Genomic DNA, 15,064 nt, shown 5'->3' with positions numbered 1-15,064 from the left:
TTGGTTAGACGGACAGATATTTCGAGACCTGCGCGGCATCGACGGCGTTACGCGGATCGTCGCGCACGATCTCGCCGTTCTCGATCACCAGCACCCGGTCGGCGATATCGAGCGCAAAGCTCAGGACCTGCTCGGACACGACGATCGACAGCCCCTTTTCATCGCGGATGCGCTTGAGCGTGCGCGCCATGTCCTTGATGATCGACGGCTGAATGCCTTCGGTCGGCTCGTCCAGGAGCAGAACCTTCGGCTTGGTCGCGAGCGCACGCGCAATCGCGAGCTGCTGCTGCTGGCCGCCGGAAAGATTGCCGCCGCGGCGGCCCTTCATCTCCAGCAGCACCGGAAACAGTTCGTAGATGTCGGCCGGCACCTCGGTCCCGCCGGAGACCACGAGCCCGGTCTCGATGTTCTCCTTCACCGTCATGGTGGAGAAGATCATGCGGCCCTGCGGCACATAGGCGAGGCCCTTGGCCACCCGCTCGTAGCTCGGCAAATTGCCAAGCTCGGCGCCGTCCATGGTCACCGAGCCACTCTTGGTCGGCAGGATGCCCATCAGCGACTTCATCAGCGTGGTCTTACCCATGCCGTTGCGGCCCATGATCGCCACGATCTCGTTGGGCGCTACCTTGACGTTGAGCCCGTGCAGCACCTCGCTCTGGCCGTAGGCGACGTGGAGGTCTGAAATTGCCAGCATCGGCGTTGCTCCTTATTTCTTGCGCATGATCTTGTCCGGAAACCGGACGCCACTTTCCGGAATCATGCGCTAGTGGCCGAGGTACACTTCGACGACCTTGGGGTCGTTCTTCACCTTCTCCATGGTGCCCTCCGAGAGGATCTGGCCCTGGTGAAGCACGGTGACCTTGTGCGCGATGTCCTCGACGAATTTCATGTCGTGCTCGATCACCAGCACCGAACGGTTCTTGATGATGCGGTTGAGCAGTTCGGCGGTCTTGGCACGCTCCGACACGCTCATGCCGGCGACGGGCTCGTCGAGCATCAGCAGGTCCGGATCCTGGATCAGCAGCATGCCGATCTCGAGCCATTGCTTCTGGCCGTGACTGAGCAGATCGGCATTCACGTTCAGCCGATCCTTCAGGAAGATCATTTCGGCCACTTCATGCACCCGGTCGCGCACGGCGGCGTCGCGCGTGAAGGTCAGCGCGCCGAACACCGAGCGGCCGCGCGGGTACGAAATCTCCAAATTCTCGAACACCGTGAGATCGTCATAGATCGACGGATTCTGGAACTTGCGCCCGACGCCGGTCTTGACGATCTCGTTTTCTCTCATCCGCGTGCGCTCCTTGCCGCGGAACTGGATCGAGCCTGACGTTGCTTTGGTCTTGCCGCAGATGAGGTCGAGCACGGTGGTCTTGCCGGCGCCGTTCGGCCCGATGATGACGCGGATTTCGTTCTCGTCGACGTAAAAGGAGAGATCGTTGACCGCCTTGAACCCGTCGAATGACACGGTCAGCGCTTCGACGGCGAGCAGGAATTCCTTGGGCTGATGACCGACGAGCATGATCTATCTCCTCACTGCCAGCGTGGCATCGGCATCGTGGTGACCTACGAGCATGATGATCTCCTCACTCCGCCGGGGCGCCGTCGGCGACCGAGCCTTCGGTCCAGCCGGCGGGTTTCGGTTTGCGCGACGAGATCAGGCCGTCGATGCGCGGCTGCACATAGTCGCCCCAGATCCCGGCAAGGCCGTTCGGAAAGGCCAGGACCACGGCGATGAACAACCCGCCCAGTCCGAACAGCCACAATTCTGGAAATGTTTCCGACAGGCTGGTCTTGGCAAAGTTGACCAGCAGCGTGCCGTAGACCGCGCCGAGGATCGACAGCCGGCCGCCCACCGCGGTGTAGATCACCATTTCGATCGACGGCACGATGCCGACAAAGGACGGCGACATGAAGCCGACATTGAGCGCAAACATGGCACCGCCGATCGCGGCGAAGATTGCGGCGATACAGAAGGCAAAGATCTTGAAGTTCGCGACGCTATAACCGGAGAAGCGGACCCGGTCCTCTTTCTCGCGCATCGCGACCAGGATGCGTCCGAGCTTGGAGTGCCGGATGAACTGCGCGATCATAATGCAGACGAACAGGCATCCGACTTCGAAAAAGTACAGCACGACCTTGGCGTGGTCGGGCCGGATGTCCCAGCCCTTCAGCGTCCGCAGATCGGTCATGCCGTTGATGCCGCCGGTGTAGCCCTGCTGGCCCACGATCAGGATGGTGAGAATGGCCGCGACAGCTTGGGTGATGATCGCGAAATAGGTGCCGCCGACCCGGCGCTTGAACATCGCGGTGCCGATGATCCAGGCGAAAATGCCGGGCACGAGAATGATGGCGGCGATCGTGAAGGTAAGGCTGTTGAAGGGCTTCCAGAACAGCGGCAGCGAGGTGATCTGATTCCAGTCCATGAAATCCGGAATACCGGGCGTCGACTGGATCTTGGTGTTCTCCACGCTCGATGCCTCGAGCTTGAGGAACATCGCCATGCAGTAGCCGCCGAGCCCGAAGAACACGCCCTGGCCGAGGCTCAGAATGCCGCCGTAACCCCAGCAGACCACCAGCCCGAGCGCGACGAAGGCATAGGTCAGATATTTCGCGACCAGATTGAGCCTGAAGACGTCGAGCGTGAGCGGAAGGATCACCACAAGGAAGACCGCGAGCAACAGAATTCCGATGAGCTCCGATCGGTTGAAGAAGCGGTTATCGGTCATTGCATCAGCCTTCCGTTTCTCACTTGCGGACCTTGAGGGCGAACAACCCCTGCGGCCGCAGCATCAGGATTCCGACGACGGCGAGCAGTGTCAGCACCTTGGCCATCGAGCCCGACAAGAAGAACTCGAGGGTGGATTGCGTCTGCGAGATCGAGAAAGCCGAGGCGATGGTGCCGATCAAACTCGCGGCGCCGCCGAACACGACCACCAGGAATGTGTCGACGATGTAGAGCTGCCCGGACGTCGGCCCGGTAGAGCCGATCATGGTGAAGGCGCTGCCGGCGACGCCGGCGATACCGCAGCCGAGGCCGAAAGTGTAACGATCGACCTTTTCGGTGTTGATGCCGACCGCGCCGGCCATGATGCGGTTCTGCACGACGGCGCGCACCTGCCGACCCCAGCGCGATTTATACATCACGTAGGCGACGGCGACCGTGATCAAGACGGTGAGGCACATCACGAAGACGCCGTTGATCGGCACTTCGATGCTGTCGCTGACGTGCAGCGAGCCGAGCATCCATTGCGGCAGCTCGACGCCGACCTCGCGCGCGCCGAACACGGAACGATAGGCCTGCTGCAGGATCAGGCTGAGGCCCCAGGTCGCGAGCAGCGTATCCAGCGGGCGCTTGTAGAGATGCCGTATCAGCACCCATTCCACCAGCATTCCCAGCGCACCGGATGCGACAAAGGCCAGGATCATCGCGAGGAAGAAGTAGCCGCTGAACAGGCTCGGCAAATAGGACTGGAAGAAATTCGAAGTCATCCAGGTGACGTAGGCCCCGAGGATCATGAACTCGCCATGGGCCATGTTGATGACGCCCATCTGGCCGAAGATGATCGCAAGTCCCAGCGCCATCAGGACGTAGACCGAGAACAGGATCAGTCCCGCAAAGCCCTGCATGACGAAGATGGAGCCAAGATCACCAAGCGAATAGTCGCCGAACATCGATGTCCTCCGTCGGGGAAAGGGTCCCGCGTCGCGAGCAGGTTCGCGACGCGGGGGTCTTGGGCGTGGATTTGCGGTCCACGCCAGGGAGAGGCTTGGTCTCAAGGGAAACCGAGGGCGACGTCGCGGCTGTTACTGGTAGCCTTTGGGGAATGGATCCGGCTCGACGAGATCGGCGGTCTCGAAGATCAACTCGAACTGGCCATCGAGCTTGGCGCGCCCCACCCGGGTCTTGGACCAGAGATGATGATTTTCGTGGATGCGCACATAGCCTTCCGGAGCGCCCTTGAACTCGACGCCCGGCGAAGCTGCCGCGATCTTGTCGACGTCGAAGGAGCCGGCCTTCTCCACCGTCAACTTCCACAGCCACGGGCCGAGATAGGCAGCCTGGGTGACGTCTCCAATCACGGTCTTCTCGCCCCACATCTTCTTGAACGCCGGCACGAAAGTCTTGTTGTTCGGATTGTCGAGCGACTGGAAGTACTTCATGCAGGCATAGGCGCCCGCGATGTTCTCGCCGCCGATGCCGTCGATCTCGTCTTCGGTCACCGAGATCGTCAGCAGCGCCTGCTTGGAGAGGTCGATGCCGGCGGCCTTGAGCTGCTTGTAGAACGCCACGTTCGATCCACCGACGACGTCGGTGAAGATCACGTCGGGCTTGGTCAGCTTGATCTTGTTGATGACCGAGTTGAATTGGGTGTTGCCGAGTGGATAGTACTCCTCGCCGACGACCTTGCCCTTCAGCACGTTCTCGACATGCTTGCGCGCGATCTTGTTCGAGGTGCGCGGCCAGATGTAGTCGGAGCCGACGAAGAAGAACGACTTCGCGCCCTTTTCCTTGGCAATCCAGTTCAGGCCGGCGAGGATCTGCTGGGTGGCTTCCTGGCCGGTGTAGATCACGTTCTTGGACTGCTCGAGACCTTCGTAGAAGGTCGGGTAATAGAGCATGCCGTTGTACTGCTCCATGACCGGCAGCACGGCCTTGCGGGATGCCGAGGTCCAGCAGCCCATGATCGCCGCGACCTTGTCGTTGACGAGCAGCTTCTTGGCCTTTTCGGCAAAGGTCGGCCAGTCGCTGGCGCCGTCTTCCTGGATGAACTTGATCTTGCGCCCGAGCACGCCGCCCATGGCGTTGATCTGCTCGATGGCGAGCTTTTCGGCTTCGATCGAGCCGGTCTCGGAGATGGCCATGGTGCCGGTCGCCGAATGCAGGATGCCGACCGTCACCTCAGTGTCAGTGACCGAGGCCCGTGGTATTGACCGCCGAAGTCGCCGGGGCCTGCGCAAAAGATGCTCGCGGCAGCATCGTGATGGCCGGCACGGCCGCCATTCCCATCAATAATTTGCGCCGTAGCGGCGACAATAGGCCCTTGTTTGCTTCGTCTGACATGAGCACCCCACTTTGGTTCGAGGACACGCGATTGGTCCGTGAGGATGGCTCGAATTTGTGCACTGCAAGCATACGCAAGATCGCGTATACTGCACCGCAAAATGACGACGTAGGCTTTTGGTACGGGTTTCGCGAGAGGTCCGGGAGTTCGGGAGCGGGGGTTAAGTGGCAGGGCGGCAGCGAATAGATCGCGTCAGGCGCCAGTACAACCAATGGGTCGCCAACCAGACGCTGGAAGACTACGCGCTGCGCTTCACGGCCAAGAGCGCGCGCCGCTGGTCCGCTGCCCGCGTCGCCAACACTGCACTCGGCGCCATCTCCTTTCTCGCGCTGGAGGCGATCGGCGGCACCATCACCCTGAACTACGGCGTTACCAACGCCACCGCCGCGATCCTCGTCGTCTCCACCATCATCTTCCTCTGCGGCGTGCCGATTGCCTATTACGCAGCCAAATGCGGCATCGACATTGACCTGCTCACGCGCGGCGCCGGTTTCGGCTATATCGGCTCGACCGTCACCTCGCTGATCTACGCCTCCTTCACCTTCATCTTCTTCGCCATCGAGGCGGTGATCCTGGCGACGGCACTCGAGATGTGCTTCGGCATTCCGCGCCCGATCGGCTACCTCATCAGCGCGGTCGCGATCATCCCGCTCGTCACCTACGGCATCACGCTGATCAGCCGCTTCCAGCTCTGGACGCAGCCGATCTGGATCATCCTGCACATCCTGCCCTTTGCCGCGATCGCCTGGGCCAACCCTTACTCGTTCACGGAGTGGCGCAAATTCGCCGGCGAGCACGGCGACCCCAGCGGGCATTTCGATCTGCTGCTGTTCGGTGTCGCATCCTCCGTGGTGTTTTCGCTGGTGGCCCAGATCGGCGAGCAGGTCGACTTCCTCAGGTTTCTGCCGCGCGACCGCCGCACATCGCGAACGTCGTGGTGGGCCGCCCTGCTGATCGCGGGCCCCGGCTGGATCATCTTCGGCGCGCTGAAACTGCTGCTGGGCTCGTTTCTCGCCTTCTTCGCGCTGAGCCATGGCCTCTCCAGCGAGCTGGCGGCCGAGCCCGCGCACATGTATCTCGAAGCATTTCGCTACGTGCTGTCGCAGCCGGACATGGCCTTGGCGCTCACCGGCGCGTTCGTGATCCTGTCGCAGCTCAAGATCAACGTCACCAATGCCTATGCAGGCTCGATCGCCTGGTCGAACTTCTTCTCGCGTCTGACGCATAGCCATCCCGGCCGGGTCGTCTGGCTGGTGTTCAACGTGATGGTGGCGCTGCTGCTGATGGAAATCGGCGTCTACAAGGCGCTGGAGCAGACGCTCGCGCTCTACTCCAATGTCGCGATCGCCTGGGTCGGCGCGCTGGTGTCCGATCTCGTGGTCAACAAGCCGCTCGGCCTGCGGCCGCCGCAGATGGAGTTCAAGCGCGCCCATCTCTACGACATCAACCCGGTCGGCGTCGGCGCGATGACGATCGCGACCATCGTCTCGATCGCGACATTCTACGGCCTGTTCGGCCCGACCATGAAGGCGCTCGCAGCCTTTGTCGCGCTGACGGTCGCCTTCGTCACCGCGCCTGTCATCGCCTGGCTCACCGACGGAAAATACTACATCGCGCGCAAGCCGAAGAAGAGCTGGGCCAATATCGAATCGATCCAGTGCTGTATCTGCGAGCACCATTTCGAGCCGGAGGACATGACCTCCTGTCCTGCCTATGCCGGCCCGATCTGCTCGCTATGCTGCTCGCTCGATGCGCGCTGCCACGATTTGTGCAAACCGCATGCGCGCGCGCAGGTGCAGTTCGCCGACGTCCTCGCCAGGATCTTGCCGCAGTCGATCTATCAGCGGATCAACTCGCAGTTCGGCCACTACATTGGCGTATTCGTGGTCTCCGCGGGCCTCGTCGCGCTGGTGCTGGGGCTGATCTATCTCCAGACCTCGGTCAGCGTGCCTGGCGAGAACATGCTCGTCTCCAACGTGCTCTGGAAGGTGTTCTTCTCGCTCAGCATCATCATCGGGGTGGTGGCCTGGCTGTTCGTGCTGGCACAGCAGAGCCGACGCGCCGCCGAGGCCGAGACCCGGCGGCAGACCACGCTGCTGATCCAGGAGATCGACGCGCACAAGCGCACCGACGCCGAGCTCCAGCGCGCCAAGGAAATCGCCGAATCTGCCAACCTCGCCAAGAGCCGCTACGTGGTGGGCCTGAGCCACGAGCTGCGCTCGCCGCTGAATGCGATCAGCGGCTATGCCCAACTCCTGGAGCAGGACGCGACGCTCAACACCAAGCCGCGCGACCAGGTCCGCGTCGTCCGCCGCAGCGCCGATCACCTCTCCGGCCTGATCGACGGCATTCTGGACATCTCCAAGATCGAGGCGGGGCGGCTGTATCTGTCGCGCGACGAGGTGCGCTTGAGCGAATTCCTCGACCAGCTCGTCGGCATGTTCCGCCTTCAAGCCGCTGCCAAGGGCATCGACTTCGTGTTCAGGCGGCCGGCGCATTTGCCGGTCGTGGTCTATGCCGACGAGAAACGGCTGCGCCAGGTGCTGATCAATCTGCTGTCCAACGCGATCAAATTCACCCAGACCGGCAGTGTGCAATTCGTGGTGCACTATCGCAGCCCCGTTGCCGAATTTGAAGTGATCGACACCGGCCCCGGCATCCAGGGCGACGATCTCGAACGCATCTTCGCACCCTTCGAACGCGGCGCGCTCGGTGTCTCGCAGCCGCAGACCGGCACCGGGCTCGGCCTTACCATCAGCCGGCTGCTCGCCGGCGTCATGGGCGGCGACATCAAGGTCTTGAGCACGGTCGGCAGCGGCAGCGCGTTCAAGGTCAAGATGCTGCTGTCGGAGGTGACCAATCCGCGGCGCATCGCGCCGGTGGAGGCCCCGATCTCCGGCTACCACGGCGCGCGCAAGACCATCCTGATCACCGACGACGATCCCGTGCATCGCGACCTCCTGCGCGAAGTGCTGACACCGCTCGGCTTCATCCTGCTCAGCGCCCCCGACGGACCGGGCTGCCTTGCGCTGGCCCAGCACTGCCGGCCCGACCTGTTCCTGCTCGACATCTCCATGCCGGGCATGGACGGCTGGACGGTCGCGGAGACGCTGCGCGCGAATGGCCACCATCAGGCGCGCATCCTGATGGTGTCGGCCAGCGCGCTCGAGGCGCACGGCACACCGCTGGCGCAGCCCTTCCACGACGGCTATCTGATGAAGCCGATCGACATTCCCAGGCTTTTGGAAAGCGTTCGCCAGCTTCTCAAGTTCGAATGGCAATACGGCTCGGAGGAGATCGCCGTGCCGCTGTGGCGGCCGGAGAGCGGCTCGCGGCCGCCGGTACAACACATCGAGGCGCTGATCGGGCTCGGTCAGATCGGCTACGTCAAGGCTATCCAGTTGAAGCTGGACGAGATCGGCAGCGAGCACCCTGAACATGCCGATTTCGTCGCGGAAATGCGGTCGCTGGTCGACCGCTTCGATCTCGACCAGTACATGGCCACATTGAAAACATTGCATGCGTATGAGCATTGAGTCGAAAAAGCGTGACGTCGCGCTCATTGTCGACGACTCCCCGGAGACGCTGCGGCTGCTGACCGACGCGCTCGACGGCGCCGGGATGACCGTGATGGTGGCGCTCGACGGCGCCGCCGCGATGCGCATCGTCGATCAGATCACACCCGACATCGTGCTGCTGGATGCCGTGATGCCCGGCATCGATGGATTCGAGACCTGCCGCCGGCTCAAGCGCGATGCAGGTCTCGCCAATGTCCCCGTGATCTTCATGACCGGCTTGGCCGAGACCGAGCACATCGTGCGCGGGCTGGAGGCCGGCGGCGTCGACTACGTGACAAAGCCGATCGTGATCGAAGAAATGCTGGCGCGCATCCGCGTCCATCTCGGCAATGCGCGGCTGACGCAGAGCGCGCGCGCCGCGCTCGACGTCTCCGGCCGTTTCCTGTTCGCGGTCGACCGCCAGGGCAACGTGCTGTGGGCGACCCCGCAGGCGCAGAAGCTGCTGGCGGATCATCACGGCGCACAGGCCGCCGACGACTTCGTCCTGCCACTATCTTTGCTACAATGGCTGGAGCAGGCGAAGGGCAAGGGCAGCTCGAAGTCTCAGACGGCTTCCTTGCCCGACAATCCTCAGCTCCGGTTCTACTACATGGGCGAGACCGCGCCGAACGAGTTCCTGCTGCGGCTCTCCAAGGAGTCCGGCACCGCGCCGCCACCCGAATTCACCAGCGAGCTCGGCCTCACCACCCGCGAAGGCGAGGTGCTGGCCTGGCTCAGCAAGGGCAAAACCAATCGCGACATCGCGCAAATTCTGGGCTTGAGCCCGCGCACGGTCGACAAGCATCTCGAGCAGATCTACGCCAAGCTCGGCGTCGAGAACCGGACGGCTGCCGCGGCGATTGCAACGAATGCGACAAGGCGGAATTCGTAACCTTGCTGCGAGTGAGTTGAGACGCTACTCGCCGAATAAACAGTGTCGTCCCGGCGAAGGCCGGGACCCATAACCACAAGGCAAAGTTTGGCGAAGATTAGTCGTTCGGTACGGCGACCATCCGCGACCGATAGATTCCGCGGTATGGGTCCCGGCCTTCGCCGGGACGACACGAGAGTTTGTGGCGGCCACTGCCTTGATCCAGCGACCCACTCCAGCGCTCCTCACCCATACACAAACGCCGGGTCATCCAGATCCGTCTTCGGGATCTCGTCCTTTTCGGTCCAGTAGTCCTGGCTGTGCTGCCATTCCGGCTTGTCGCCGCGCTTGGGCAGCAGCTCCATGTTGCGCATCATGTAGCCGGGGTTGAAGTTTTCCGGATCGATCCAGGGCAGGATCGGCATGTTGTGGTCCTCGGCACGCAAGCTCACCTCGACCTTCTTCGCGCCCTTGGTCTTCATGTGCCCGAGCAGCCGGCAGACGAAGTCGGCGACGAGATCGACGCGCAGCGTCCAGCTGGCGCGGAAATAACCGAACACCCAGACCATGTTCGGCACGTCCGTGAACATCATGCCACGATAGGTGACAGTGTCGCCGAAGGCGAGCGGCTTGCCGTCGATCTCGAAGGCGATGTCGCCAAGCGCGGCGAGATTGAAGCCGGTCGCAGTGACGGCGATATCGGCTTCGAGCAGCTTGCCGGATTTGAGCTGGATGCCGTTCTCGACGAAACATTCGATCTCGTCGGTGACGACGGACGCCTTGCCGCTGGCAATGCCCTTGAACAGATCGGCATCGGGCACGAAGGCGATGCGCTGCCGCCACGGCCGGTAGCTCGGTGTGAAATGTGTGTCGACATCGTAGTCCGGACCGAGCACCGCGCTGATCTGGCCGATCAGCTCTTTCTTCACCTGCTCGGGTTTTGACACGCAAAGCTTGGTGAACGCATCCTGTTCGAACAGGATTTTGCGCCTGACGATTTCGTGAATCCATTCCTCGTCGACCTGAAGCCTGCGCAGCTCCTCCGCGATCTCGATGGCGTTGCGGCCGAGGCGGAAATAGGTCGGCGAACGCTGCAGCATCGTGACATGCGCGCATTTGTCGGCGATGTTCGGCACCAGCGTCGCCGCCGTCGCGCCCGAGCCGATCACGACGACCTTCTTGTTCGCGAGGTCGATATCATCAGGCCAGGTCTGCGGATGAACGATGCGGCCCTTAAAGCGGTCCGTGCCCTTCCATTCCGGCGTATAGCCTTCCGAATGGCGGTAATAGCCCTGGCACATCCAGAGAAAGTTCGCCGTGAAGGTTTTCGCTTCGCCGGTGTCGGTCGCCACCGCCTCGATGGTCCAGAGGTTTTGCTCGCTCGACCAGCTCGCCGAATTTATCTTGTGCTTGTAGCGGATATGCCGCGCGATATCGTTGTCGTCGATCACCTCGTTCATGTAGGCGAGGATTTCCTCGGCGGTTGCGATCGGCGGCCCGACCCAGGGCTTGAAGCTATAACCGAAGGTGTGGAGGTCGCTGTCGGAGCGAATTCCGGGATACCGATGCGTGGTCCAGGTGCCGCCGAACGTCGCCTGCGTTTCCAGGATGACGAAGCTCGCACCCGGAAGCTGCTTTGTCATGTGATAGGCGCTGCCGATGCCCGAGATGCCGGCGCCGACGATCAGCACGTCGAAATATTCAGAAGCCTGTTTGGCCGAGGCGTGACTGCGAACAGCGACATTCATTGTTGCTTCTTGCCTTGCTTGTTTTTGTGGCCGCCCTTGATTGGGCGACGCGTTTCCTCCGCGACGGGCATGGTCACCCATCGCGCTTCCGCTTCAAAATGACATAGATCAAGTCGCGGTCAAATCACAGTGCCGCACCCCAGCTCCGCGCGGTCTGCAAGATCCAGTCGCGGTAGAGCGTAAGCGGCGTGACGCCGGTCAGCCCGCCACAGCCGGCGGCTCCGTTCGGCCCCGTGGACCAACTGATGACGCCGACGAGCACGGGACCGTTCGGCTTGTCCTCGAACACGGGACCGCCGGAATCGCCGGTACAGGCGCCAATTCCATCGCGAACACCGTTGGTTACGGGATCGACCAGCCGAATTTGAAGCGTGCCGGGCTGGCCCGTCGCAACGAGCGCGGCAACACGCGTCGTGCCGCCGCTCTTGCCGTCACCGCGCGTGGTGACGCCGATGCCGGCGATCACGAAGCGACTGCCGACCTGGATTGGAATATTCGGCGCGCCGACCGACACCGTCGATTTTCCCTTGAGCGGAATTTCCAACTGCAGCAGCGCCACGTCGGCGGTAGCGCGATGCGCTTGCATCGCCTGCATGTTGAAATTCGGATGGATCGCGACGGTGCGGACATTCAGCAGTTGCGGCTGACCGTCGGTGCCGCGATCGACGATCTTGTAGTCCGCGCCGGGCTGCACGCAGTGGGCGACGGTGAGCACCAGCTTTGGCGCGACCAGGGTGCCGGTACAGAAATTGCCGCGCGAGCCGACGATCGTGACGACGGCGCGCGCGACGCCATCGGCCTGCGGCGTGCCGCCACCAACGACGGCATAAGCGGGCGTGGCGAGCAGCAGCGCGGTTGTAATGAGGGTTACAAGCTTTTTCATGGAAACACGCTTTGGTGTCGGCATCGGTGACGGCGGTGGGATGGCTTCGGACTGGCCCTTGCCGATAGCGCATGCTAGCGCTCTTGGAAAGCAATTGACGAGGGCGGGATCTTGACGATCGAGGCTGTGATCTTTGATTTTGGCGGCGTGCTGACGAGTTCGCCGTTCGAGGCGTTCACGCGGTTCGAGACCGAGCGCGGCCTGCCCATCGACATCATCCGGCGCACAAACGCCGCCAATCATCTGGAAAACGCCTGGGCCAAGTTCGAGCGCGCCGAAGTCGATATCGACACGTTCGACAAGCTGTTCGCGACGGAGTCACTCACGCTCGGCGCGGAAGTGCGCGGGCGTGACGTCCTGCCACTGCTTCAGGGCGATCTGCGCCCCGAGATGGTCGAAGCGCTGAAGCACATCAAGGCGCAGTTCAAGACCGGCTGCATTACCAACAATCTGCCGGCCAATGCGATCGGCAGCATGACCGGGCGCTCACTCTATGTCGCCGAGGTGATGGTATTGTTCGACCATGTCATCGAGTCCGCCAAGATCGGCCTGCGCAAGCCCGACCCGCGCATCTACAAGATGATGGTCGAGACGCTCAACGCCAATCCGAAGAATTGCGTCTATCTCGACGATCTCGGCGTCAATCTGAAGCCAGCGCGCGAGATGGGCATGACGACGATCAAGGTCACCAGCGGCGCGCAGGCGATCGCCGAACTGGAAGCCGCGACGGGATTAAAGCTGAGCTAGCGACGCTCACAACCCTCATCCTGAGGAGCGCGCCTTTGCGCGCGTCTCGAAGGATGAAAGCCCCACCGGGCTCCTCGCCCTTCGAGACGCCGCGCAAGCGCGGCTCCTCAGGGTGAGGGATTACACATCCTACTCCGCCGTAGCGATCCGCTCCGGAAACGCCGCGGCGAGCGAGGCGCGGTCGGGTTTCAGTACGCCGCGCTCAGTGATGAGGCCGGTGACGAGCCGCGCCGGGGTCACGTCGAAGGCATAGTTCGCGACCGGCGAGCCCTCCGGCACAATCCGCACCGTCTCAAGCCTTCCGTCTGCGGTGCGGCCGGTCATGTCGGTGACCTCCGTGCCGCTGCGCTGCTCGATCGGGATATCCCGGATGCCGTCATCGACGGCAAAATCGATCGTCGGCGACGGCAGCGCGACGTAGAACGGCACGTTATTGTCGTGCGCGGCAAGCGCCTTCAAATACGTGCCGATCTTGTTGCAGACGTCGCCATTGGCGGCAACGCGATCGGTGCCGACGATGGCGAGATCGACCATGCCATGCTGCATCAGATGTCCGCCGGTATTGTCGGGGATCACGGTATGCGGCACGCCGTGATGGCCGAGCTCCCAGGCCGTGAGCGAAGCGCCCTGATTGCGCGGACGCGTCTCGTCGACCCAGACATGGATCTTGATGCCGCGCTCATGCGCCAGATAAATCGGCGCCGTCGCCGTGCCCCAGTCGACGGTCGCAAGCCAGCCGGCATTGCAATGGGTCAGCACGTTGACGGTCTCGCCCGGCTTCTTCTTTGCGACGATCGCCTCGATGAGTTTCAGGCCATTGCCGGCGATGCCACGGTTGATCTCGACGTCCTGCTCGACGATCTCGTCGGCGCGCGCATAGGCAGCTTCCGCCCGCTCCGGCGAATCGATCGGCGCGAGCGTCGTGCGCATCTCGTCCAGCGCCCATTTCAGATTGATCGCGGTCGGTCGCGCCACCACAAGCGTGTCGTAAGCGCGCTTCAGGCCGGCGTCGGAGGCATCCTCGCGCATCGCGAGCGCCATGCCGTAGGCTGCGGTCGCGCCGATCAGCGGCGCACCGCGCACCAGCATGTCGCGGATGGCCAGGGCAGCGTCCTCGCATGAGGTCAACTTTGCGACGACGAACTCATGCGGCAGCCGGCGCTGGTCGATCGCTCCGACCGACCAGCCGTCGCGCTCACGCCAGATGCTGCGGAAATGCTTGCCGTCGACCTTCATGGCATTCTGCCTTTCGTATCACGCCCGCAGGATGCGCCCGGCCACCGCATCGAGCTTCCTCAAAAGCTCGGGATCGCGCGCCTCGGGCGCAGTGATGAGCGCGGTATCGAGCGCGCGGTCCGAACCGATCGGGCACGGCTCATGCTCGCGCGGGAAGTCTTTCGCCAGCCCTGCCACCAGCGCCTTTGCCTTGTCGGCATTCGAGGTCAGCACGCGGATGATGTCCTGCACGGTGACGGCGTCGTGATCGGGATGCCAGCAATCGAAATCCGTCACCATCGCGACGGTGGCATAGCAAATCTCGGCCTCTCGCGCGAGTTTCGCTTCAGGCATGTTGGTCATGCCGATTACGGAATAGCCCAGCGTCTTGTAGGTCATGCTTTCCGCATAGGTGGAGAATTGCGGTCCCTCCATGCAGACATAAGTGCCGCCGCGCGCAAACGCGATGCCCTCGGCTTCAGCGGCCGCGGCAAGATGAATACGTAAGCGCGGCGAAACCGGGTGCGCCATCGACACATGCGCGACGCATCCCCTGCCGAAGAACGAGCTCTCGCGCTTGTGGGTGCGGTCGACGAACTGGTCGACGAGAACGAAGGTGCCCGGCGACAGTTCCTCCCTGAACGAGCCGCAGGCCGACAGCGAGATCAGGTCGGTGACGCCGGCGCGCTTCAGGATGTCGATATTGGCGCGATAGTTGATGTCGGAGGGCGACAGCCGGTGGCCCTTGTCGTGGCGTGGCAGGAACACGATCGGCAGGCCGGCAATGGAGCCGCGCCGCGGGGGCGCCGATGGCTCGCCCCAGGGGCTCTTGATCACCTCCTCGCGAGCGTTCTCCAGTCCCGGCAGATCGTAGATGCCGGAGCCACCGATGATGCCCAATACCGCCTGCGTCATGCCTGCTCCACCCCGTTCGCGCCAGCGCAATCCCGTGGAGAAGCTATGCCAGTTTTACGTCGGTT

General features: G+C 62.7%; 11 protein-coding genes and 1 pseudogene. 3 read left to right on the top strand and 9 right to left on the bottom strand.

Features of this window, described 5'->3' with window-relative positions:
* Nucleotides 1–4 precede the first annotated feature (4 nt).
* From urtE to urtA, 5 genes and pseudogenes are all read right to left on the bottom strand, one after another.
* Nucleotides 5–694, bottom strand: a complete 690-nt coding sequence (gene urtE, locus QCM77_RS11790) for an urea ABC transporter ATP-binding subunit UrtE (protein ID WP_279683735.1) — start codon at nucleotides 692–694, stop codon at nucleotides 5–7.
* Nucleotides 695–763: 69 nt separating this feature from the next.
* Nucleotides 764–1,519: an urea ABC transporter ATP-binding protein UrtD gene (gene urtD / locus QCM77_RS11785; RefSeq protein WP_279683734.1), complete on the bottom strand. Its 756-nt coding sequence runs from the start codon at nucleotides 1,517–1,519 to the stop codon at nucleotides 764–766.
* A gap of 64 nt (nucleotides 1,520–1,583) precedes the next feature.
* Nucleotides 1,584–2,726: an urea ABC transporter permease subunit UrtC gene (urtC, locus tag QCM77_RS11780; protein ID WP_279683733.1), complete on the bottom strand. Its 1,143-nt coding sequence runs from the start codon at nucleotides 2,724–2,726 to the stop codon at nucleotides 1,584–1,586.
* A gap of 19 nt (nucleotides 2,727–2,745) precedes the next feature.
* Nucleotides 2,746–3,672 (bottom strand): urea ABC transporter permease subunit UrtB, encoded by a 927-nt coding sequence (gene urtB / locus QCM77_RS11775; protein WP_279665242.1) that lies wholly within the window; start codon nucleotides 3,670–3,672, stop codon nucleotides 2,746–2,748.
* A 132-nt stretch (nucleotides 3,673–3,804) separates the two neighbouring features.
* Nucleotides 3,805–5,062 (bottom strand): annotated as a pseudogene (gene urtA / locus QCM77_RS11770) (urea ABC transporter substrate-binding protein).
* 165 nt (nucleotides 5,063–5,227) lie between these two features.
* On the opposite strand from urtA, the gene QCM77_RS11765 reads away from it, so the two are divergent.
* Nucleotides 5,228–8,599: a hybrid sensor histidine kinase/response regulator gene (locus tag QCM77_RS11765; RefSeq protein ID WP_279683732.1), complete on the top strand. Its 3,372-nt coding sequence runs from the start codon at nucleotides 5,228–5,230 to the stop codon at nucleotides 8,597–8,599.
* On the top strand, nucleotides 8,583–9,512 hold the full coding sequence (locus tag QCM77_RS11760; protein ID WP_279683731.1) for a response regulator: 930 nt from the start codon (nucleotides 8,583–8,585) through the stop codon (nucleotides 9,510–9,512). Before QCM77_RS11765 ends, QCM77_RS11760 begins: the two co-directional genes overlap by 17 nt.
* A 224-nt stretch (nucleotides 9,513–9,736) precedes the next feature.
* On the opposite strand, the gene QCM77_RS11755 is transcribed toward QCM77_RS11760, so the two are convergent.
* Together QCM77_RS11755 and QCM77_RS11750 are read right to left on the bottom strand one after the other, a co-directional pair.
* Entirely contained in the window at nucleotides 9,737–11,239 is a 1,503-nt protein-coding gene (locus QCM77_RS11755; protein ID WP_279683730.1) for a flavin-containing monooxygenase, read from the bottom strand.
* A gap of 124 nt (nucleotides 11,240–11,363) precedes the next feature.
* Nucleotides 11,364–12,122 (bottom strand): S1 family peptidase, encoded by a 759-nt coding sequence (locus tag QCM77_RS11750; protein WP_279665253.1) that lies wholly within the window; start codon nucleotides 12,120–12,122, stop codon nucleotides 11,364–11,366.
* Nucleotides 12,123–12,233: 111 nt separating this feature from the next.
* On the opposite strand from QCM77_RS11750, the gene QCM77_RS11745 reads away from it, so the two are divergent.
* Nucleotides 12,234–12,869, top strand: coding sequence for an HAD-IA family hydrolase (locus QCM77_RS11745; protein ID WP_279683729.1), 636 nt, complete (start codon nucleotides 12,234–12,236; stop codon nucleotides 12,867–12,869).
* A 129-nt stretch (nucleotides 12,870–12,998) separates the two neighbouring features.
* Here QCM77_RS11745 and mtnA read toward each other — a convergent pair whose 3' ends face one another.
* Nucleotides 12,999–14,105: an S-methyl-5-thioribose-1-phosphate isomerase gene (mtnA, locus tag QCM77_RS11740; RefSeq protein WP_279683728.1), complete on the bottom strand. Its 1,107-nt coding sequence runs from the start codon at nucleotides 14,103–14,105 to the stop codon at nucleotides 12,999–13,001.
* Between the two features lie 18 nt (nucleotides 14,106–14,123).
* Entirely contained in the window at nucleotides 14,124–14,999 is an 876-nt protein-coding gene (locus QCM77_RS11735) for an S-methyl-5'-thioadenosine phosphorylase (RefSeq protein WP_279683727.1), read from the bottom strand.
* Nucleotides 15,000–15,064 lie beyond the last annotated feature (65 nt).

The sequence above is a fragment of the Bradyrhizobium nivariense genome, assembly GCF_029846695.2.
Taxonomy (GTDB): Bacteria; Pseudomonadota; Alphaproteobacteria; order Rhizobiales; family Xanthobacteraceae; genus Bradyrhizobium.
Note: the sequence above shows the minus strand (reverse complement) of the source record. Positions and strands in the feature narration are given on the sequence as shown.